Raw genomic sequence first — 17825 nt, forward strand, 5'->3', positions numbered from 1 at the left:
CTGATTGGTTATGCCTCCATCCGCTTAATAGTTTTTGAAAACTGATGTGAGCGAAAAATATTAAATCTTTTTTCAAAAATTTCCGGAAAATTCGTCAAGACCAACCACATGCCGGTGCGCTTCCTGATCTACGTGGCGATCACCGCGCTGACGCGTCTGCTGATCTCCAACGTGTCCCACCACAACCCGCCGGACATCGGCATCATCTACCTGTGCGGCGGGATTCTGTTGTTGGCGTTCTCGATTCTGGTGGTGCGCTACGCGTCGTCGGCGTTTCCCTCGGTGAAGGTGCAAGGCCCGCACCGCAAGGGCGAGAGCCCTGAAACAGAGAAAGGCGAGCTTTAAAGCCTGACGCTCAAGGGCAGGGCGCGGGTGGGCGGTCGCTGCAACAGCTTGTGACTGTCCCCGTCCGTCATCACCGCCAGGATCTCCATGGCGCTGTGGCCCTGCTCGATGGCAATGCCGAACTGAATGCTTTGCACCAGGCGCTTGAGCCGTTGCGGGTCGTTGCGTTGTGCGGCGCTGATCATGCGCTTGACCACTACGCCCTGCTCATTCGAGAGGGTCAGCATGATGCTGCCATCCAGGCGCTGGATGCTCAGGTTGACCCGGTATTGTGGGGTGAAGGTGTCGGTGATGATCTGAAAAGGATTGTCCATGGTGCGTTACCGCCTGATAAGAACATGCAGTCATTGACGACCGAGGTCTGGATTAGTTCGCGTTGCCTGACCACCGGCCACTCCGTCGCTGAGGGTTCACAACATCCGTTTGCCTCATCAGTTGTACAGCAAGGGCCGTGCCGTACAGCGACCTGTCTGACGCTGGAATCACCTGTAGGAGGGGGCTTGCCCGCGATTGCGGTGGATCAACTGATGAATCCTCGGCTGAGAGACGGCTATCGCGGGCGAGCCGGTTCCCACATGGGTTGGCGTCGTGCTTTGTTTCAGGGCAATAGCGAGAAAGCGGTGCATGATTGGTCGGCGGCGCAAGCAGGCACGCGCGGGGCAACGATGAAGATTGCGGGGCATAGGAAGATGTAACTAACTCCCCACCCTACCAGCGTTTTTGCTTGTAGTCAGGGTTAATTTGTAATGTGGGATTTATCTTTGCAAAGGGGTTGAATTGTTTCTCTGACTGCTCAATTGTGTAATCAAGAGGTCATGGTTTCACCACCCCGGTGTTGCAGTTTGTGACCTCTCGCGAGCTAGCTGAAATAAGGGAAGAACTATGCAAATCCAAGTCAATAGCGATAACCATATTGAAAGCAGCATCCGACTGGAGGAGTGGGTACGTAATACCATTGAAAGCACGCTCGAACGTTATGACGAAGACCTGACCCGCGTTGAGGTCTACCTGCGGGATGAGAACGGCGACAAGCCCGGTCCCCACGATTTAAGCTGCCGCCTGGAAGCACGGCCAAAGGGCCATCAACCGCTTTCGGTGCTGCATAAAGCCGATACGCTGGAACTGGCGATCGACGGTGCCGCGACCAAGCTGGACCATGCGTTGGAACACTTGTTCGGCAAACTGCAAGGCAAGCCACGCGCTGCCGCGAAAAATGTGCCGGCCAACAAAGTGAATGATGACGCGCTTGAAGAGGAATTCCTGGAAAACGAAAACGCTGCAATTAACAGCTGACAGTTTTTTCATTCCCCACTGAGAACGGGCCTGCAGATGCAGGCCCGTTTTTGTTTACCTGCTGCGTCGGAAAAAATACCCGCTCAACAACGCCAACCCACACGCCCCTACGCCCGCAAACAACATCGCCCAACCTGCGCCGTGGCGCAGCGCCGCTTGGGCATCCGCGCGCGCCAGCCCCATCGAGCTCAGCACTTCCAGCTTGCCCGCTGCAATGTGCTGACTGATCGCGGGCCAATCCAGTGCGCTGGTTTCGGGCAGCACTTCGGCCAGTTGATGGCTGATCCCCAGCAAGAGCACCAAACCCATCAGCGCAATATTCAGCGCCAGGGTGATCAGCCGCGCACTGAGGTCGATACCCGAGGCCATGCCGGCGCGATCCGCCGAGACCGAGCCGGTGGTGGTGTTGGTGGTCGGTGAGTTGGTCAGCGCCAAGCCCACGCCGGCCATCGCGCAACTGAACAGCACCAGCACGATGTTTGGATGCGCGGCGCCATTGGCGGCGGCCATGGCCAGAAAACCGCTGCCCATCACTCCCAGGCCCAGCGGGATGATGCGTGCGGCGCCGTAGCGCAGGGCCAGGCGTTCGGCCAGCGGCGGTACCAGCAAGGTGGGCAGGGTATAGGCGAGCAGGGCGCTGCCGGTGGTCAGGGTGTCGTAGCCCAGGCCCGCCTGGAAGTACAACGGCAGGTAGATCATGAACGGCCAGAAGCTGAAGTTCATGCCGATCGACCCCATCAACGCGCCGTTGAAGCGTTGGATGCGAAACACCGAAAAATCGAACATCGGATGGGCGCTGCGCCGCTCAATCAAGCTGAACAGCAGCAGCGCGGCCAGCGACAGGCCGGCCCAGCCCAGCATGGCCGGTGCGCCAAAGCCATTCTCGGTGCCTTGGGTGATGAAATAAACCAACGCAAACACCGACAGCGTCAAGGTGAGCATGCCGGCGATATCGAGGCGATGGCTGGCCGGGTCGCGCGACTCCTGCACGCTGACATGCAGCAGCACCAGAGTCAGCAAGGTCAGCGGCACATGTACGAGAAACACCCAGCGCCAGTCCGCCACCGCCAGGATCAACGCCCCGACCATCGGCCCGAAGCCCAGGCCCAGGCCCGCGATCACGCCCCACACCGCAAAAGCCCGCGCCCGCGCCGCCGGTTCACGGAACTGGTGCGACAAAATCGCGAACTGGCAGATCATCATCGCCCCGGCGCCCACGCCCTGGACGAAACGCGCCGTGATCAGCAGGGACGCGTCTTCAGCCAGCCCGCAGGCCAGCGAGGCCAAGCCAAACAGCCACAGGCACAGCACCAGCATGCGTCGCCGGCCAAAGCGGTCGGCCAGCGTGCCGGCAGCCATCAGTACGCTGGTGCAGGCCAGGGTGTAGGCGTTCATGATCCATTGGGCATCCTGGAAACCCGTGCCCAATTGTTGTTCCAGCGTGGGCAGGATCACCGGCACGCTGGAGATTTCCAGGCCGAACATCAGCGCCACCAGGCACACGGCGGTGAGGGCGAGCGCGTTTCTGGCGGAGCCTGATGGGCTGACAGCCGATACGGCGACGGCGGGAGGCATGGGGTCTTCCTTTCGAGAGGTGGAGCGTGTCATTCTCGCGGGAATTGGATTCTTTATTCGTGACAAGTTTTCCTTCAATCAGGGAATCAAGGGCGACAATTACAGCATGGCCACCCCACGTTTTGATGGCGTTGAACTCTTTCTGCAGATCGTCGAGAGCGGCAACCTGACCGAAGCCGCCGAACGGCTGAACCTCACCCGTTCGGCCGTGGGCAAAGGCTTGGCGCGCCTCGAGGCGCGCCTGGGCACGTGCCTGTTGCAGCGTTCCACCCGCCGCCAGCGGTTGACTGAGGACGGGCAGGCTTATTACGAGCATTGCCTGCGCGCGCTGGCCGAGCTGGAAGCGGCCGAATCCGTGCTCGAAAGCGGTCGGCAGCAGCCTCGCGGGCGCTTGAGGGCGAGCTTGCCGCTGGCTTTCGGGCATCACTACGCGGCGCCGGCGTTGTGGGGCTTGCTGGACCGTTTTGCGCAGTTGGAGATTGATATTTCGTTTTCTGACCGGCTGATCGACGTGGCCCAGGAAGGCTTCGACCTGGCGGTGCGAATCGGCGCGTTACCCGACACCGACCGCTTGAGCGCCCGGCGCCTGGGCGAACAGGCCATCGGCCTGGCGGCGGCGCCGGCGTATTTGCGCCGCGTCGGTCGAATCGAGTGTCTCGAAGATTTGGCCGGGCACCGCGGCATTGCCTACCGCTGCAATGCGCCGCGCCTGGAGTGGGAACTCAATGATGCCCAAGGCCGCCCGCACCGCGCGCGGGTCGCCTCGCCGCTGATGATGGACGACCTCCAGGCCGTGGCCGATGCCGCCATCGCTGGCGTGGGCCTGGCCTGGTTGCCGAGCTGGCTGATCGCGCACTATGTGCTGCGCGGGCAGTTGGAAGCGGTACTGCCGAGCTACCGTGAGCAACCCGCGCCGATTCATGTGATCTGGCCCACCGCGGCGCACATGCCGGCCAAGACGCGCTGCGCCATCGACGCCCTGGTCGCGGGCACCCCGAGTTGCCTGGCGGGCAGCTAGATCTACGCCTTCGAGCAGGTGATTCATTCGTTCTCTTTTGCTTATGAGAATATTTATCATTAATATTGCGCTCTGATGAACCTGGCGCTCCCCGCATGAAAAGCAAAACCTCGCTTCCCGCCGCTTACCGCCTCGCTGTCACGTCACGCGCATTGGCCGCTGTGGTCGGCGGCTATCTGATGGCGTCTCTGGCCGCCGTCTGCCTGGCGCTGTGGCTGCCCACGTCCCGCGCCGACGCAGTGATCACCGGGATGATGAGTTCGTTTGTGTTCTACCTGTTGGCGGTGCTGTGGTGCTTTGCCTGCCGCACGGCATGGCGTGCCTGGTGTGGCGTGATGCTGCCGAGCGCGTTGTTCGCGACCCTGGCAGGTGTGGGTGTATGGATGGCACGCACATGAAAGAAGGATTCCGCCAGGCCATGGCCTGGTTGCACACTTGGGCCGGACTGATCTTTGGCTGGCTGCTGTTTGCGATTTTCCTGACGGGCACCTTGTCGTATTTCAAGGATGAAATCAGCCATTGGACCCAGCCCGAAGTGCAGGCCAGGCCGTTGGACGATGGGCGCAGCCTCGCGGTGGCCCAAGCCTACCTGCAGCAGCAGGCGCCCACCGCCGCGCGCTGGATTATCACCTTGCCGAACAGCCGCGACCCTGGCCTGTCGGTGATGTGGCAAGACAAGGTCGACCCGGGCAAGCGCGGCAACTTCATCCAGAAAGTCCTCGACCCGGTCAGCGGCCAAGCCGTGCAAGCCCGCGAAAGCATGGGCGGCGAGTTCTTCTATCGCTTCCACTTCCAGCTGCAAATGCCGTACCCCTGGGGCCGCTGGTTATCCACCTTCGCCGCGATGGTGATGTTGGTCGCGTTGATCACCGGCATCATCACCCACAAAAAAATCTTCAAGGACTTCTTCACCTTCCGCCCCCGCAAGGGCCAGCGCTCCTGGCTCGATGGGCATAACGCCGTGGGCGTGCTGGTGCTGCCGTTTCATTTGATGATCACCTACAGCAGCCTGGTGATCTTCATGAGCATGGTCATGCCGGCCCCGATCGTGGCCTCTTACGGCAACGACAGCCGGGCCTTCTTCAACGAGGTGTTCCCCGCCACCGACAACGCCCCGGCGCTGGGCCAGCCCGGCACATTGTTGCCGTTGCTGCCGATGTACGAACAGGCGCGGGCGCAGTGGGCGGGTGGGCATGTCGGGCGCTTGGTGGTGAATAACCCGAGTGATGCGAATGCCTCGGTCAATGTGGTCCGCGCCAGCGCCGACCGCGTGGTGCATGATTTCGGCAGCACCGTGTCGTTCAACGGCAATACCGGCGAGCGGCTGCGGGTCAGCGCCGAGCAATCGCTGCCGGCGGCGATCGGTGGCAGTTTCTATGGCCTGCACATGGGCCGTTTCGCCGGCCCGGTGTTGCGCTGGCTGTACTTTATCTGTGGGCTGGCGGGCACCGCGATGATCGGCACCGGCCTGGTGATCTGGCTCGGCAAGCGCCAGCTCAAGCACGCCAAAACCGGTGGCATGCCGTTTGAGCTGCGCCTGGTCGAAGTGCTCAATATTGCCAGCATGTCCGGGTTGTTGATCGCCATCGCGGCGTTCTTCTGGGCCAACCGTTTGTTGCCGGTGAGCTTCGCCCAGCGCGCCGACTGGGAAGTGCAAATGTTCTTTATCGCGTGGGGCCTGAGCCTGTTGCACGCCATGCTGCGCCGAGGGCGCCAGGCCTGGGTCGAGCAACTGAGCGTTGGCGCGCTGTTGTTTGGCGTGATCCCTGCGCTCAACGCGCTGACCACCTCGCACCACTTGGGCGTGTCACTGGCGACGGGCGACTGGGCCATGGCCGGCTTCGACCTGACGTGCCTGGGCAGCGGGGTATTCCTCGCCTGGGCCGCCTGGAAGATGCACCACCGCACGGCGCCCCAGCCCAGGGCCGAACGGGCGCGCGCGCTCACTCTCAAACCGGAGGCGCATTGAATGCTGCTTGCATGGCTGATGTGCTACGTCGGGTTTACCGCACTGTGCCTGTCCACCGACCGTCACCATGGCGAACTGCTGCGCAGCAAGCCGTCGCCGCGCCGCCGCCTGGGGTTGCGCGCGGCCGGCGGGGGGTGCTTGACGCTATCGATCTGGCCAGCGGTGGCTGCCTCGGGGTGGGCCCAAGGCCTGGTGGAGTGGTGCGCGGTGTTGATGCTCAGCGCGCTGCTGCTGGTGCTGCTATTGCCGTATTGGCCGAGGTTGGCCTTGAGCCTGGCGGGCGTCGGCCTGCTGGCCGGTCCCGTCGCAGCCTTTGCCACCCTGTGAGCCGCGCATGATGATCAGTACGCCACCGGAACCCCAGGACAGCCCGCACGCGGACGCGGCGGGTGGGCGCGCGCATTTCCTGCAGGTGTTTTTGTCCCAGCGTTCGCAGATGGAAGCGCTGGTCAGCCGGCGCGTGGGCTGTCGTGCCACTGCAGCCGACCTAGTGCAGGACTTGTTCCTGCGCTTCTGGCGCCGGCCGCTGGTGCAGGTCGAAGAGCTCAGCACGTACCTGCTGCGCTGCGCCGGCAATATCGCCATCGACCACCTGCGCAGCGAAGGCGCGCGGGTGCGCAGCAACGAAGGCTGGTTGCCCGAGCAGCAGGACAATCAAGGCTCCGAACCCCAGGCTGCACTGGAGGCCGGCAACGACCTGCGCCACGTCGAGGCGGCCTTGCGCAGCTTGCCCGAGCGCACCCGCCAGATCTTCCTGCTCAACCGCATCCATGGCCGCAAATACGCGCAAATCGCCAAGGCCATGGGGCTGTCCCAAAGTGCCGTGGAAAAACATATGATGCGTGCCCTCGAAGCCTGCAAAGCCAGCCTTCGCGAGCCATCGCCTCCACGCACGCCAGGGAAAGCACCGTGAACGTCACTCCCACGCCCGACCAGCAACAGGCCGCACTGGCCTGGCTGAGCCTGTTGCACGACCAGCCCAGCAGCGGCGACCAGGCCACCTTCAGCCTTTGGCTGCGGGCCGATCCGGCACACGTCGAGGCCTATTCCCAGGCCCAGGTGCTATGGGAGTTGAGCGAAGTGCCGGCGCGTAAACTGGCGGACGAAGACGCGTTGGCCTTACAGGGCTACCTGAATGCGATGCACACCTCGCAGCGCTCACGGGCCATGCGCGGGGTGGGCGCCCTGGCCATGGCCGCGTGCCTGGTGTTGATGGTGTGCATGGGCGGCGGCTGGCAACCGTCGCGCTGGGTCGATGACCTGGGGGCGGACTACGTGACGGCGCCGGGCGAGGTGAAAACCGTGACCCTGGCCGATCAATCCCGCGTCACCCTGGATGCCGACAGCGCCATCGCCGTGGATTTCAGCCAGGGTGAGCGGCATGTCCAACTGCGGCGCGGCGCGGGCTTTTTCAGCGTGACTCACACCGGCGCGGCATTTGTGGTGGGCGCGGGCAGTGGTGAAACACGGGTGCTGGGCACGCAGTTCGAAGTGCGTCTGCAACCGGCGGGCGCGCAGGTGACAGTGTTGTCGGGGCGGGTTGGCGTCACGCCGGCCAAGCAGGGTGCGCAGCAAATTCTTACGGCGGGCCAGCAAATGAGCTACGCCGAGGGCGTGGCCGAGCCCCGGCACGCGGTCGACAGCGAATCACGCCTGGCCTGGCGCGACGGCTGGCTCAACTACTACAAGGCACCGCTGGCCGAGGTGATCGAGGATCTGCAGCGTTACTACCCTGGGCGCATCCTGCTGCTCAACGACGAAGTGGGCTCCCGGCGTGTCAGCGGCAGCTTCCCGAGCAACGATCCGCTAGCCGTGCTGAATGGCTTGCAAGCGGTGCTGGGGTTCGAGCAGCACACGCTGCTGGGGCGGCTGATCGTGGTGCGTTAGGTACACGTCGGACCGCGCTTTTCCGGTATTCCCCCACCCCTTTCCAGCCAGACATCTGCAAACCAGTGCCTGGCGGCCTTTCACTGAACCTTCATTCCAATCGCCAAAACCTGTCACCAAACGGTTACACGCGGTGTGGATCATCCCCTGGTTCCTGAGCAAGTGGTCAGGAAGATAAGCGTCGCCTGTCATCCCGGTTCCGACGCAACTGCCCTCATATAACAGAACAATGCAGGTAAAGGATCTACACGTGAACTACAACAATCTTTATGCCCTGCTTTTAGCATCGGGCTTGGGCGGCTTTGCGCCGCTGATTCTGGCGGACGACGCCCAGGATGTCGGTTTGGTGAATATCACCGGCAAACAAAACCTCGGCAATGGCCACATGATTCGAGAGGAAAGCGCCAAGGCGCGGTCGACGGTAACCAAGGAGGCCATGGACGAAATGTCGCCGACGGCCAACGCCATCGACAAGCTCAAGTACACGCCGGGGATCAACGTTTCCAGCGATGACGCGAGCGGTACCAGCGGCACCAATTTCACCATGCGCGGTATGAACTCCGATCAAGTCGGGGTTTCCGTCGACGGCGTGCCGATCAACGACTCGGGTAGCTATGGCGTCTATTCCAACCAGATGGGGGACTCGGAAAACCTCGCCGAAGTGTTTGCGACTCAGGGCTCTTCGGAAGCCGACGGCCCGCACATTGGTTCCAGTGGCGGCAACATCGGCATGATCACCCTGCGGCCGACCAAAGAGTCGGGGGCCTTCATCAAACAGACCATCGGCGCCAATGACTTGCGTAAGACCTTTGCGCGGGTCAATACCGGCGAGCTGGGCGGTTTCAAGAGTTGGGTGTCGGCCTCCCACCTGGAGGGCGACAAGTGGCGTGGCAAAGGCACCTTACGCAGTGACAAAGTCGAGTGGAGCGGCTTGTTCGAAGATGACAGCGGCAACTCGACCCTTGCCACGCTGAAGTACAACAATCAGGAAAACTACAACTACAACAGCTTGAGCAAGGCGCAGTTCGAGCAAGAGGGGCGGCGTAAAGATTACCCCGAGACGCCAATTTACAAGTCGGGGCTGTTGTCAGCATCCTACAAACTCAACCGCAACCCATTCGAAAGCGTCAATGCGACGCTCACCCAGCGCTGGCGTCTGCGTGATGACCTATTGCTGACGGTCACACCTTATTACTACTGGTCCAACGGAGGCAGTTTCAGCGGCCAGACCGCTTCGAACCTGGGACCCCGCTCGGATAAGGGCGGCAACTACGACCTGAGCAATCTCAAATCGGCTAACTACTACCGCCCCTCATGGACCGAGACCTGGCGCCCCGGCGTTACCGCGAAATTGAAATGGGACATCAACGAACAACATAGCCTGGACTACGGTTACTGGTATGAACGTGCTCGCCAGCGCCAGACTCAGCCATTTATCGGGATCAATAGCGAGGGCGCACCCGATGATGTGTGGGGTGACTACAACGACGGTGGCCAAGTCGTCGACAAGAACGGTAAAACCGTCCAAGGCCGTCACTACTACACCGTCACCCCAGCGCAGAAACTATGGGTTCAGGACAACTGGCAAGCCACACCGGACTTGAGTTTTGTCGGTGGTCTGGCCTATCAGTACGTCGAGCGTGACGGCAACAACCTGGGCAGCCTGTACGACAAACCGGAGAAAAGGAACGCGCGCTACCATCAGTTCTTGCCCAACTTCAGCGCCAAATACCAGGTCGATGACAGCAACCAGGCGTTCTACAACGTCACACGTAATATGCGTACACCGCCTAACTATGTGCTGTACAACAAAGGTGACTCCCTGAGTCTCAAGCCTGAATTGAGCTGGAACCAGGAACTGGGCTGGCGCTACACCGAAGATGCCATGGCGTTGAGCGCAACGCTGTTCTACATCACCTTCAAAGACCGCCAGCTGTCGACCACCGACCTGAACGGTGACTTCGTGATGGCCAACGTCGGCAGCGTCAATAACAAGGGGCTGGAGTTGGAGTGGAGTGGTTTGTTGCCGCACAATTTCAACTACTACGCCTCCTACACCTACACCCAGTCTGAACAGCAAGACGACTTTGTCAGCAAGAACGCATTGCTGCCGACTTCGGGCAAGCAACTGGCGAACGTGCCGAAAAACATGTTCAACCTGGTGTTCGGATATGACGACTCACGTTTCTACGGCAACATCGCCGGTAAATACGTGGGCAGTTTCTATGGCGATTTGACCAACAACGAAAAAATCGACGGGCGCACGGTATTTGACCTCAACGCAGGTATTTATTTGCCGGTGGACAAGAAGGTCATCAAGTCGGCGGCCCTGCGCTTTTCGATGCTCAACGTGTTCGACAAGGAGTACCTGAGTTCGGTACGCACAGTCTCGTTCAACTCGGCACCGGTCAACGGTCTGGGGGCGAGCACGGCGTACTACAACGTCGGTGAGGAGCGTACGGCGATGGTGTCGTTGGAGGCGAATTTCTAAGCGGACTCTCGCGTCGATGCGGGCGGGCTTGCTCGCCTGCAGTTGATCGATAGGTTACTTCAGCGCCGCCATGATCTTCTCGGGGCTGTAATCGCGAATCAACGTGCCATTCACGTCCACGAACGGAATCCCGCCGCCGCCCAACGCTTCATAGGCCTTGCGCGCCTGGGCGTCTTTTTCGATATCGAGCGCCTGGTACGGAATGCCTTTCTGGTCGAGGAAGCGGCGGATCTGTTTGCAGTAGCCACACCACTCGGTGGAGTAGAGCACCACGCGCGCCGAAGCCCGCGTTTGCTCCGGGACCACCTGGGACGGGTTGAACAGCCGTTCGACCTTGCCCCAGTTCTGGATCGCCACCACCACCAGCAACACCAGCAGGACTTTTTTAAGGACCCCGCCGAGCATCAGTTGCGGCGCTTGAGCTGGTCGGTCAGTTGGGTCGGCAGGCCCTTGATGATCAAGGTGCCGGCGGCTTCGTCGTACTCGATCTTGTCGCCCAGCAGGTGCGCTTCAAAGCTGATCGACAGCCCTTCGGCGCGCCCGGTGAAGCGGCGGAACTGGTTGAGGGTGCGTTTGTCGGCCGGGATCTCCGGCGACAGCCCATAGTCCTTGTTGCGGATGTGGTCATAAAACGCCTTAGGCCGATCTTCATCGATCAGCCCCGACAATTCTTCCAGGCCCATCGGCTCGCCGAGCTTGGCCTGGCTGCTGGCGTAGTCCACCAGGGTCTTGGTCTTTTCGCGGGCGGTTTCGTCCGGCAGGTCCTCGCTTTCAACGAAGTCGCTGAACGCCTTGAGCAGGGTGCGCGTTTCGCCCGGGCCGTCGACGCCTTCCTGGCAGCCGATGAAGTCGCGGAAGTACTCCGAGACTTTCTTGCCGTTCTTGCCCTTGATGAACGAGATGTACTGCTTGGACTGCTTGTTGTTCTGCCACTCGGACACGTTGATCCGCGCCGCCAGGTGCAACTGGCCCAGGTCCAGGTGGCGCGATGGCGTTACGTCCAGTTCGTCGGTGACCGCCACGCCTTCGCTGTGGTGCAGCAGGGCGATGGCCAGGTAGTCGGTCATGCCTTGCTGGTAGTGGGCAAACAGCACGTGGCCGCCGGTGGACAGGTTGGACTCTTCCATCAGCTTCTGCAGGTGTTCGACGGCGGTGCGGCTGAACGTGGTGAAATCCTGGCCACCGTCGAAATACTCCTTCAACCAGCCGCTGAACGGGTGCGCGCCCGACTCGGCATGGAAGAAACCCCAGGCCTTGCCTTGTTTGGCGTTGTAGCTCTCGTTGAGGTCGGCAAGCATGTTCTCGATCGCGGTCGACTCGGCAAGTTCGGAGTCGCGGGCGTGGAGAACTGCGGGTGTGCCGTCGGGTTTTTTGTCGATCAGGTGGACGATGCAATGACGGATCGGCATAGGCTTCTCGGCTGGTTGATAGGGGAGCGGTTGGCCTCCCCGAAAAGTCGCCCAGTGTACCGCACCCATTGGCCAAGACGTGCTTTGAAGGTGTTTTGGAAGGCCTCTGACGGGCCATATGCCTTTTTTTCACGGTTTAGAGCGATAAAGCTGACCAAATGGGTAGGTAGAAGCGGATATTTCCCCGTCTCTGTGCTAGTTTTGCCCGGTCTTACGCCCAAGACTCGGCGTTAAGCGTGCATTCAGTATTTGTCAGGTCGAACCAATCCTCGTTTCAAGCATCTATAACCCCGATCTCCGAGGTTATAGCCGGGGATGCCAGGCCTTGACGGTCGGGCTCGACGGCTGACACTGCACTCTGCAATCCATATGAATTTGATAGGGAAGGAACACCACAATGGCTATTACTAAAGACCAACTGATCGCTGACCTGGCTGAAGCAGTAGACGCACCGAAAACCACCGTGCGCGCTCTGCTGGACCAACTGAGCCAAGTTGTTGCTGATCAGCTGGAAAACGGCGGCGAAATCACTCTGCCAGGCGTTGGCAAACTGAAAGTGACCGAGCGTCCTGCCCGTACTGGCCGTAACCCTTCGACTGGCGCTGCCATCGAAATCGCTGCCAAGAAAGTTATCAAGCTGGTTGTGGCCAAAGGCCTGACCGACGCTGTTAACAAGTAAGACGCAGCAAAAAAAACCGTGCGCCGGAGCGATCCGGGCACGGTTTTTTGTTGCCCGGGATTTAGGCTCAGTCTTTGCGCGCCCAGCGCTGGCGCCATACCTGCTGCTCGGACGGGGTCTGGAAGGTCCAGGCGACAAAGCGGCTCTGTTTCTGGCCCTGGGACATTTCCACCACCTGGCTTTGCAGCACGCCGGCTTTTCTCAGCGCGGTCTCGATCGCGGGCAGGTTCGAGGCTTTCGACACCAGGGTGCTGAACCACAACACCTTGTGGGCAAAGTGCGCGCTCTCGGCGATCAATTGCGTCACGAAGCGCGCTTCACCGCCTTCACACCACAGTTCGGCCGATTGGCCGCCGAAGTTCAGCACCGGCAACTTGCGTTTTGGGTCAGCCTTGCCCAGGGCGCGCCATTTGCGTTCGCTGCCTTTGGTGGCCTCGTCCATGGACGCGTGGAACGGCGGGTTGCACATGGTCAGGTCAAAGCGCTCGCCCGGTTCCAGCAGGCCCAGCAGGATCTGTTTGGGGTTGCTTTGCTGGCGTAGCTGGATCGCCTTGTTCAGGCCGTTGGACTGCACGATGGCCTTGGCGGCGGCGACGGCAGTAGGGTCGACTTCCGAACCGAGGAAGTGCCAGCGGTATTCGCTGTAGCCGATCAGCGGGTAGACGCAGTTGGCGCCCATGCCGATGTCCAGCACCTTGACCGGCGCGCCGCGGGGAATTTCGCCGTCATTGACACTGGCCAGCAGGTCGGCGAGGAAGTGGACGTAGTCGGCACGCCCCGGCACCGGCGGGCACAGGTAATCCGCCGGGATGTCCCAATGCTGCACGCCATAGAAGGACTTCAACAGCGCCCGGTTGAATACGCGCACGGCGTCCGGGCTGGCGAAGTCGATGCTTTCCTTGCCGTAGGGGTTGATGATCACGAATTGCGCCAGTTCCGGCGTGGTCTTGATCAGCGCCGGGAAGTCGTAACGGCCCTGGTGGCGGTTGCGCGGGTGCAGGCTGGCCTCTTTGCGCGGCACGACGGGTTTGGCCGTGGTGGCGGTCTTGGGCTTCTTGCGCGGAGGTTTCGGTGTGCTGGGGGCGGTCATGATGATTCTGGTGTTGGCTCAAAGTGGTGGGCATTGTCACACATCCTGAGGTCAACTCGATCAAATGTGGGAGGGAGCTTGCCCCCTCCCACATTGATCGGGTTTGCAAAGGAAAAAAAAGAGACCCGCAGGTCTCTTTTTTCACACGGCTAGCCCTTACAGGCTGGAAATCCGCGCATGTTGCTCCGCCAGCTTGCCCAGGGCCTGTTCGGCCTCGGCCAGTTTGGCGCGTTCTTTGTCGATTACTTCAGCCGGTGCCTTGTCGACGAATGCCGCGTTGGACAGCTTGCCGCCGACCCGCTGCACTTCGCCTTGCAGGCGTGCAATTTCCTTGTCGAGACGGGCCAGTTCCGCGCCTTTGTCGATCAGGCCGGCCATCGGCACCAGCACTTCCATGTCGCCGACCAGTGCGGTCGCCGACAGTGGCGCTTCGGCGTCATCCGCCAATACGGTGATCGATTCGAGCTTGGCCAGCTTCTTGAGCAGCGCATCGTTTTCGCTGAGACGACGCTGGTCTTCGGCGCTGGCGTTCTTCACGAACACCGCCAGTGGCTTGCCCGGGCCGATGTTCATCTCGGCGCGGATGTTGCGCGTGCCGAGCATCAGGGTCTTGAGCCATTCGATATCGCTTTCGGCAGCCTCATCGATGCGGGCTTCGTTGGCCACTGGCCAAGGTTGCAGCATGATGGTCTTGCCTTGGATACCGGCCAGCGGCGCGAGGCGCTGCCAGATTTCTTCGGTGATGAACGGCATGAATGGGTGCGCCAGGCGCAGTGCCACTTCGAGGACGCGCACCAGGGTGCGACGGGTGCCGCGCTGACGTTCGATCGGCGCGTTCTCGTCCCACAGCACCGGCTTGGACAGTTCCAGGTACCAGTCGCAATACTGGTTCCAGATGAACTCGTACAAGGCCTGTGCAGCCAGGTCGAAACGGAACTGGTCGAGTTGGCGGGTCACTTCGGCTTCGGTACGCTGCAGTTGCGAGATGATCCAGCGGTCGGCCAGGGTCAGTTCGACTTCTTCGCCGTTCTGCCCGCAGTCTTCGCCTTTATCCAGGACGTAGCGCGCCGCGTTCCAGATCTTGTTGCAGAAGTTGCGATAGCCTTCGACGCGGCCCATGTCGAACTTGATGTCGCGACCGGTGGACGCCAGCGAGCAGAAGGTGAAGCGCAGGGCGTCGGTGCCGTAGCTGGCGATGCCGTCGGCGAACTCGTCGCGGGTCTGCTTCTCGATCTTCTTCGCCAGTTTCGGCTGCATCAGGCCCGAGGTGCGTTTCTGCACCAGGGTTTCCAGGTCGATGCCGTCGATGATGTCCAGCGGGTCCAGAACGTTGCCCTTGGACTTGGACATCTTCTGGCCCTGGCCATCACGCACCAGGCCATGGACGTACACGGTCTTGAACGGTACTTGCGGCGTGCCGTCTTCGTTCTTCACCAGGTGCATGGTCAGCATGATCATCCGGGCAACCCAGAAGAAAATGATGTCGAAGCCGGTGACCAGCACGTCGGTGGAGTGGAATGTCTTCAGGAACTCGGTCTGCTGCGGCCAGCCCAGGGTAGAGAAGGTCCACAGGCCCGAGCTGAACCAGGTGTCCAGTACGTCATTGTCCTGCTGCAGCGCTACGTCCGGGCCGAGGTTGTGCTTGGCGCGCACTTCGGCTTCGTCGCGGCCGACATAGACCTTGCCCGACTCGTCGTACCAGGCCGGAATGCGGTGGCCCCACCACAGCTGACGGCTGATGCACCAGTCCTGGATGTCGCGCATCCACGAGAAGTACATGTTTTCATACTGTTTAGGCACGAACTGGATGCGGCCATCTTCCACGGCTGCAATCGCAGGCTCAGCCAGCGGCTTGGTAGACACGTACCACTGGTCGGTCAGCCACGGTTCGATGATGGTGCCGGAGCGGTCGCCCTTCGGCACTTTCAGGTTGTGGTCGTCGACGCTGACCAGCAGGCCGGCGGCGTCGAAGGCGGCAACGATCTGCTTGCGTGCTTCGAAACGGTCGAGGCCGACGTATTCGGCCGGGATCTTGCCGTCGATGCTCTCGTTCAGCGTGCCGTCCAGATTGAAGACCTGGCAGGCCGGCAGTACGGCGGCATTCTTGTCGAAGATGTTCAGCAGCGGCAGGTTGTGGCGCTTGCCGACTTCGTAGTCGTTGAAATCGTGGGCCGGGGTGATTTTCACGCAGCCGGTGCCGAATTCGGGGTCGCAGTAGTCGTCGGCGATGATCGGGATGCGGCGGCCGACCAGCGGCAGCTCGACGAACTTGCCGATCAGGGCCTGATAGCGCTCATCGTTCGGGTTCACGGCCACGGCGGCATCGCCGAGCATGGTTTCCGGACGGGTGGTGGCGACGATCAGGTAGTCGTGGCCTTCAGCGGTCTTGGCGCCGTCAGCCAGCGGGTACTTGAGGTTCCACAGGAAGCCTTTCTCGTCGTGGTTTTCCACTTCGAGGTCGGAAATCGCCGTGTGCAGCTTGGTGTCCCAATTGACCAGGCGCTTGCCGCGGTAGATCAGGCCGTCTTCATGCAGGCGCACGAAGGCTTCTTTCACGGCTTCCGACAGGCCGTCGTCCATGGTGAAGCGCTCGCGGCTCCAGTCGACGGACGAACCCAGGCGACGGATCTGACGGCTGATGTTGCCGCCGGACTGATCCTTCCATTCCCAGACTTTCTCCAGGAATTTCTCGCGGCCCAGGTCGTGACGGCTCTGGCCGGTGGCTTCGAGTTGGCGCTCCACCAGCATCTGCGTGGCGATACCGGCGTGGTCGGTGCCCGGTTGCCACAGGGTGTTGCGGCCCTGCATGCGGCGGAAACGGATCAACGCATCCATGATCGCATTGTTGAAGCCATGGCCCATGTGCAGGCTGCCAGTGACGTTCGGTGGCGGAATCATGATGGTGTAGGAATCGCCCGCGCCTTGCGGGGCGAAATAATTCTCGGACTCCCAGGTCTGGTACCAGGAAGTTTCAATAGCGTGCGGCTGGTAGGTCTTATCCATGCGCGGCGGGACCCTAGTTGGCATTAATTCAGGAAAGCCGGCAAGTATAACGGGGGATAGGGGCGAGGGGTAGGAGCGAGCTTGCTCGCGAAAACCTGAAGGGCCGCGCGTTCATTCAGGATGTCCGCGCCATCATTGACGATTTTCGCGAGCAAGCTCGCTCCTACAGGGGCGCTAATTCTGGTACTGGCTGAGCAACCGTTCCATCCGCGCATCCATCCGGCGCTTGATCTCGGTTTCGATATGCGGGGCGAAGTCGTCGATCACGTCTTGCATGATCAGTTGCGCGGCGGCGCGCAGTTCGTTGTCCAGGTGCAGCAGGAAGGCATCCGGGGTTTTTTCGGCAGGCGCGGCAGCGGGTGCCGCTTCGACAACCGGTGGGGCCGGCGCAGGTTGCGGTTCGAGCGGTTCAACCGGCTTGGCGCCGACCATGTCGAACAACAAGGGGATCTGCACGTCGCCATTGACGGTTTCTGTCAATAACGGCGGTTGAAGGTTGTCATCACCCAGCAACTGACGGATCGACTCCAGGTCGTCCAACAGGTGGCCGTCTTTTTTTATCGTGTTCGGGGTGTCCATCATGCACTCAAAGTCGTTGTAGCCGGTGATCCTGCAAAGGATAGCCCTGTTCGCGATAGAAACGGAAACTCTCCCGCGCGGCCTGACGAATAGCCGGATCTTCCACCACCACTTCCGCCACACGGGCGAACGCCTTGGCAAAGGCCGGGACTTTCAGGTCGAGGTTGACCAGCAGGTCATGGTGATCGCCGCAGCTGTCGCCCACGCCCAGGACCACCTGGCCGTCGGGTTCAGCTTCTGCGGGGCCGTGGGGCACGAAACTTTCGCCCTTGAAGCGCCACAGGCGTGCGTCGAGCTCGTCGCGTTGGGCGGCATCGCTGCAATGCAGGTAGATGCGGTGGCCCATGCGCCAGGCTTTTTCGGTGAGTTTGCAGGCAAAGTCCAGGCGCGCGAGCGGATCGGCGCTGGGCAGTATATAGAAGTCAACTTGGGTCATTGCGGTTCCTGGAGCCCGGGGCGGCGGTAACGCCGCCCCGGAGTCACGGTT

At 61.3% G+C, this 17825-nt stretch carries 18 protein-coding genes; 10 read left to right on the forward strand and 8 right to left on the reverse strand.

The annotated features are described in order from the left end of the window. Positions 1–57: 57 nt before the first annotated feature. Positions 58–345 carry a phosphate-starvation-inducible PsiE family protein gene (locus tag RGV59_RS11160; protein ID WP_256580868.1) on the forward strand — a complete coding sequence of 96 codons (288 nt, stop codon included), beginning with the start codon at positions 58–60 and terminating at the stop codon, positions 343–345. On the opposite strand, the gene RGV59_RS11165 is transcribed toward RGV59_RS11160, so the two are convergent. Next, positions 342–659 carry a DUF3509 domain-containing protein gene (locus tag RGV59_RS11165; protein WP_017844523.1) on the reverse strand — a complete coding sequence of 106 codons (318 nt, stop codon included), beginning with the start codon at positions 657–659 and terminating at the stop codon, positions 342–344. The genes RGV59_RS11160 and RGV59_RS11165 overlap by 4 nt on opposite strands. A gap of 568 nt (positions 660–1227) precedes the next feature. Between RGV59_RS11165 and RGV59_RS11170 the strand changes: the two genes are divergently transcribed. Then, the gene (locus RGV59_RS11170; RefSeq protein WP_017844524.1) at positions 1228–1638 is read left to right on the forward strand and encodes an HPF/RaiA family ribosome-associated protein; all 411 of its coding nucleotides are present in this window, start codon (positions 1228–1230) and stop codon (positions 1636–1638) included. A gap of 54 nt (positions 1639–1692) precedes the next feature. Here the strand turns inward: RGV59_RS11170 and RGV59_RS11175 are convergent, their stop codons facing one another. Continuing rightward, the gene (locus tag RGV59_RS11175) at positions 1693–3213 is read right to left on the reverse strand and encodes an MFS transporter (RefSeq protein WP_102617539.1); all 1521 of its coding nucleotides are present in this window, start codon (positions 3211–3213) and stop codon (positions 1693–1695) included. 106 nt (positions 3214–3319) lie between these two features. Between RGV59_RS11175 and RGV59_RS11180 the strand changes: the two genes are divergently transcribed. The 7 genes from RGV59_RS11180 to RGV59_RS11210 all read left to right on the forward strand — a co-directional run bounded on the left by RGV59_RS11180 (position 3320) and on the right by RGV59_RS11210 (position 10578). Then, the gene (locus RGV59_RS11180) at positions 3320–4231 is read left to right on the forward strand and encodes a LysR family transcriptional regulator (RefSeq protein ID WP_026139741.1); all 912 of its coding nucleotides are present in this window, start codon (positions 3320–3322) and stop codon (positions 4229–4231) included. A 95-nt stretch (positions 4232–4326) separates the two neighbouring features. Further along, a complete protein-coding gene (locus RGV59_RS11185; protein WP_046384598.1) occupies positions 4327–4629 on the forward strand; it encodes a DUF3649 domain-containing protein in 303 nt (100 codons plus the stop codon). After that, positions 4626–6200: a PepSY domain-containing protein gene (locus tag RGV59_RS11190; RefSeq protein WP_102617538.1), complete on the forward strand. Its 1575-nt coding sequence runs from the start codon at positions 4626–4628 to the stop codon at positions 6198–6200. The genes RGV59_RS11185 and RGV59_RS11190 overlap by 4 nt, the downstream gene beginning before the upstream one ends. After that, the gene (locus RGV59_RS11195; protein WP_017844529.1) at positions 6201–6527 is read left to right on the forward strand and encodes a DUF3325 domain-containing protein; all 327 of its coding nucleotides are present in this window, start codon (positions 6201–6203) and stop codon (positions 6525–6527) included. 7 nt (positions 6528–6534) lie between these two features. After that, positions 6535–7113 carry an RNA polymerase sigma factor gene (locus RGV59_RS11200; RefSeq protein WP_017844530.1) on the forward strand — a complete coding sequence of 193 codons (579 nt, stop codon included), beginning with the start codon at positions 6535–6537 and terminating at the stop codon, positions 7111–7113. Continuing rightward, the gene (locus RGV59_RS11205) at positions 7110–8087 is read left to right on the forward strand and encodes a FecR family protein (protein ID WP_102617537.1); all 978 of its coding nucleotides are present in this window, start codon (positions 7110–7112) and stop codon (positions 8085–8087) included. The genes RGV59_RS11200 and RGV59_RS11205 overlap by 4 nt, the downstream gene beginning before the upstream one ends. 250 nt (positions 8088–8337) lie before the next feature. Next, positions 8338–10578 carry a TonB-dependent receptor gene (locus tag RGV59_RS11210; RefSeq protein ID WP_102617536.1) on the forward strand — a complete coding sequence of 747 codons (2241 nt, stop codon included), beginning with the start codon at positions 8338–8340 and terminating at the stop codon, positions 10576–10578. Between the two features lie 54 nt (positions 10579–10632). On the opposite strand, the gene RGV59_RS11215 is transcribed toward RGV59_RS11210, so the two are convergent. Both RGV59_RS11215 and yejK read right to left on the reverse strand, forming a co-directional pair. Next, positions 10633–10983 carry a glutaredoxin family protein gene (locus RGV59_RS11215; protein WP_017844532.1) on the reverse strand — a complete coding sequence of 117 codons (351 nt, stop codon included), beginning with the start codon at positions 10981–10983 and terminating at the stop codon, positions 10633–10635. After that, positions 10983–11987 (reverse strand): nucleoid-associated protein YejK, encoded by a 1005-nt coding sequence (gene yejK, locus RGV59_RS11220; protein ID WP_126586201.1) that lies wholly within the window; start codon positions 11985–11987, stop codon positions 10983–10985. Before yejK ends, RGV59_RS11215 begins: the two co-directional genes overlap by 1 nt. A 397-nt stretch (positions 11988–12384) precedes the next feature. On the opposite strand from yejK, the gene RGV59_RS11225 reads away from it, so the two are divergent. After that, on the forward strand, positions 12385–12666 hold the full coding sequence (locus RGV59_RS11225) for an HU family DNA-binding protein (RefSeq protein ID WP_003188840.1): 282 nt from the start codon (positions 12385–12387) through the stop codon (positions 12664–12666). A gap of 67 nt (positions 12667–12733) precedes the next feature. On the opposite strand, the gene rlmF is transcribed toward RGV59_RS11225, so the two are convergent. From rlmF to RGV59_RS11245, 4 genes are all read right to left on the reverse strand, one after another. Continuing rightward, positions 12734–13756: a 23S rRNA (adenine(1618)-N(6))-methyltransferase RlmF gene (gene rlmF / locus RGV59_RS11230; protein ID WP_079442914.1), complete on the reverse strand. Its 1023-nt coding sequence runs from the start codon at positions 13754–13756 to the stop codon at positions 12734–12736. 156 nt (positions 13757–13912) lie between these two features. Beyond that, complete coding sequence (locus tag RGV59_RS11235) at positions 13913–16759, reverse strand: valine--tRNA ligase (RefSeq protein ID WP_017844535.1); 2847 nt, start codon at positions 16757–16759, stop codon at positions 13913–13915. Between the two features lie 174 nt (positions 16760–16933). Continuing rightward, positions 16934–17338: a DNA polymerase III subunit chi gene (locus RGV59_RS11240; RefSeq protein ID WP_126586203.1), complete on the reverse strand. Its 405-nt coding sequence runs from the start codon at positions 17336–17338 to the stop codon at positions 16934–16936. Positions 17339–17345: 7 nt separating this feature from the next. Then, on the reverse strand, positions 17346–17774 hold the full coding sequence (locus RGV59_RS11245) for a DNA polymerase III subunit chi (protein ID WP_017844538.1): 429 nt from the start codon (positions 17772–17774) through the stop codon (positions 17346–17348). Between the last annotated feature and the right edge of the window lie 51 nt (positions 17775–17825).

This window comes from Pseudomonas sp. FG1, from assembly GCF_034313875.1.
In the GTDB taxonomy this organism is placed as follows: domain Bacteria; phylum Pseudomonadota; class Gammaproteobacteria; order Pseudomonadales; family Pseudomonadaceae; genus Aquipseudomonas; species Aquipseudomonas veronii.

Coding starts and splice junctions, on each gene's coding strand:
- RGV59_RS11165 (WP_017844523.1), bottom strand. CDS start 659: ATGGACAATCCTTTTCAGATCATCACCGACACCTTCACCCCACAATAC.
- RGV59_RS11170 (WP_017844524.1), top strand. CDS start 1,228: ATGCAAATCCAAGTCAATAGCGATAACCATATTGAAAGCAGCATCCGA.
- RGV59_RS11175 (WP_102617539.1), bottom strand. CDS start 3,213: ATGCCTCCCGCCGTCGCCGTATCGGCTGTCAGCCCATCAGGCTCCGCC.
- RGV59_RS11180 (WP_026139741.1), top strand. CDS start 3,320: ATGGCCACCCCACGTTTTGATGGCGTTGAACTCTTTCTGCAGATCGTC.
- RGV59_RS11185 (WP_046384598.1), top strand. CDS start 4,327: ATGAAAAGCAAAACCTCGCTTCCCGCCGCTTACCGCCTCGCTGTCACG.
- RGV59_RS11190 (WP_102617538.1), top strand. CDS start 4,626: ATGAAAGAAGGATTCCGCCAGGCCATGGCCTGGTTGCACACTTGGGCC.
- RGV59_RS11195 (WP_017844529.1), top strand. CDS start 6,201: ATGCTGCTTGCATGGCTGATGTGCTACGTCGGGTTTACCGCACTGTGC.
- RGV59_RS11200 (WP_017844530.1), top strand. CDS start 6,535: ATGATGATCAGTACGCCACCGGAACCCCAGGACAGCCCGCACGCGGAC.
- RGV59_RS11215 (WP_017844532.1), bottom strand. CDS start 10,983: ATGCTCGGCGGGGTCCTTAAAAAAGTCCTGCTGGTGTTGCTGGTGGTG.
- yejK (WP_126586201.1), bottom strand. CDS start 11,987: ATGCCGATCCGTCATTGCATCGTCCACCTGATCGACAAAAAACCCGAC.
- RGV59_RS11225 (WP_003188840.1), top strand. CDS start 12,385: ATGGCTATTACTAAAGACCAACTGATCGCTGACCTGGCTGAAGCAGTA.
- rlmF (WP_079442914.1), bottom strand. CDS start 13,756: ATGACCGCCCCCAGCACACCGAAACCTCCGCGCAAGAAGCCCAAGACC.
- RGV59_RS11235 (WP_017844535.1), bottom strand. CDS start 16,759: ATGGATAAGACCTACCAGCCGCACGCTATTGAAACTTCCTGGTACCAG.
- RGV59_RS11240 (WP_126586203.1), bottom strand. CDS start 17,338: ATGGACACCCCGAACACGATAAAAAAAGACGGCCACCTGTTGGACGAC.
- RGV59_RS11245 (WP_017844538.1), bottom strand. CDS start 17,774: ATGACCCAAGTTGACTTCTATATACTGCCCAGCGCCGATCCGCTCGCG.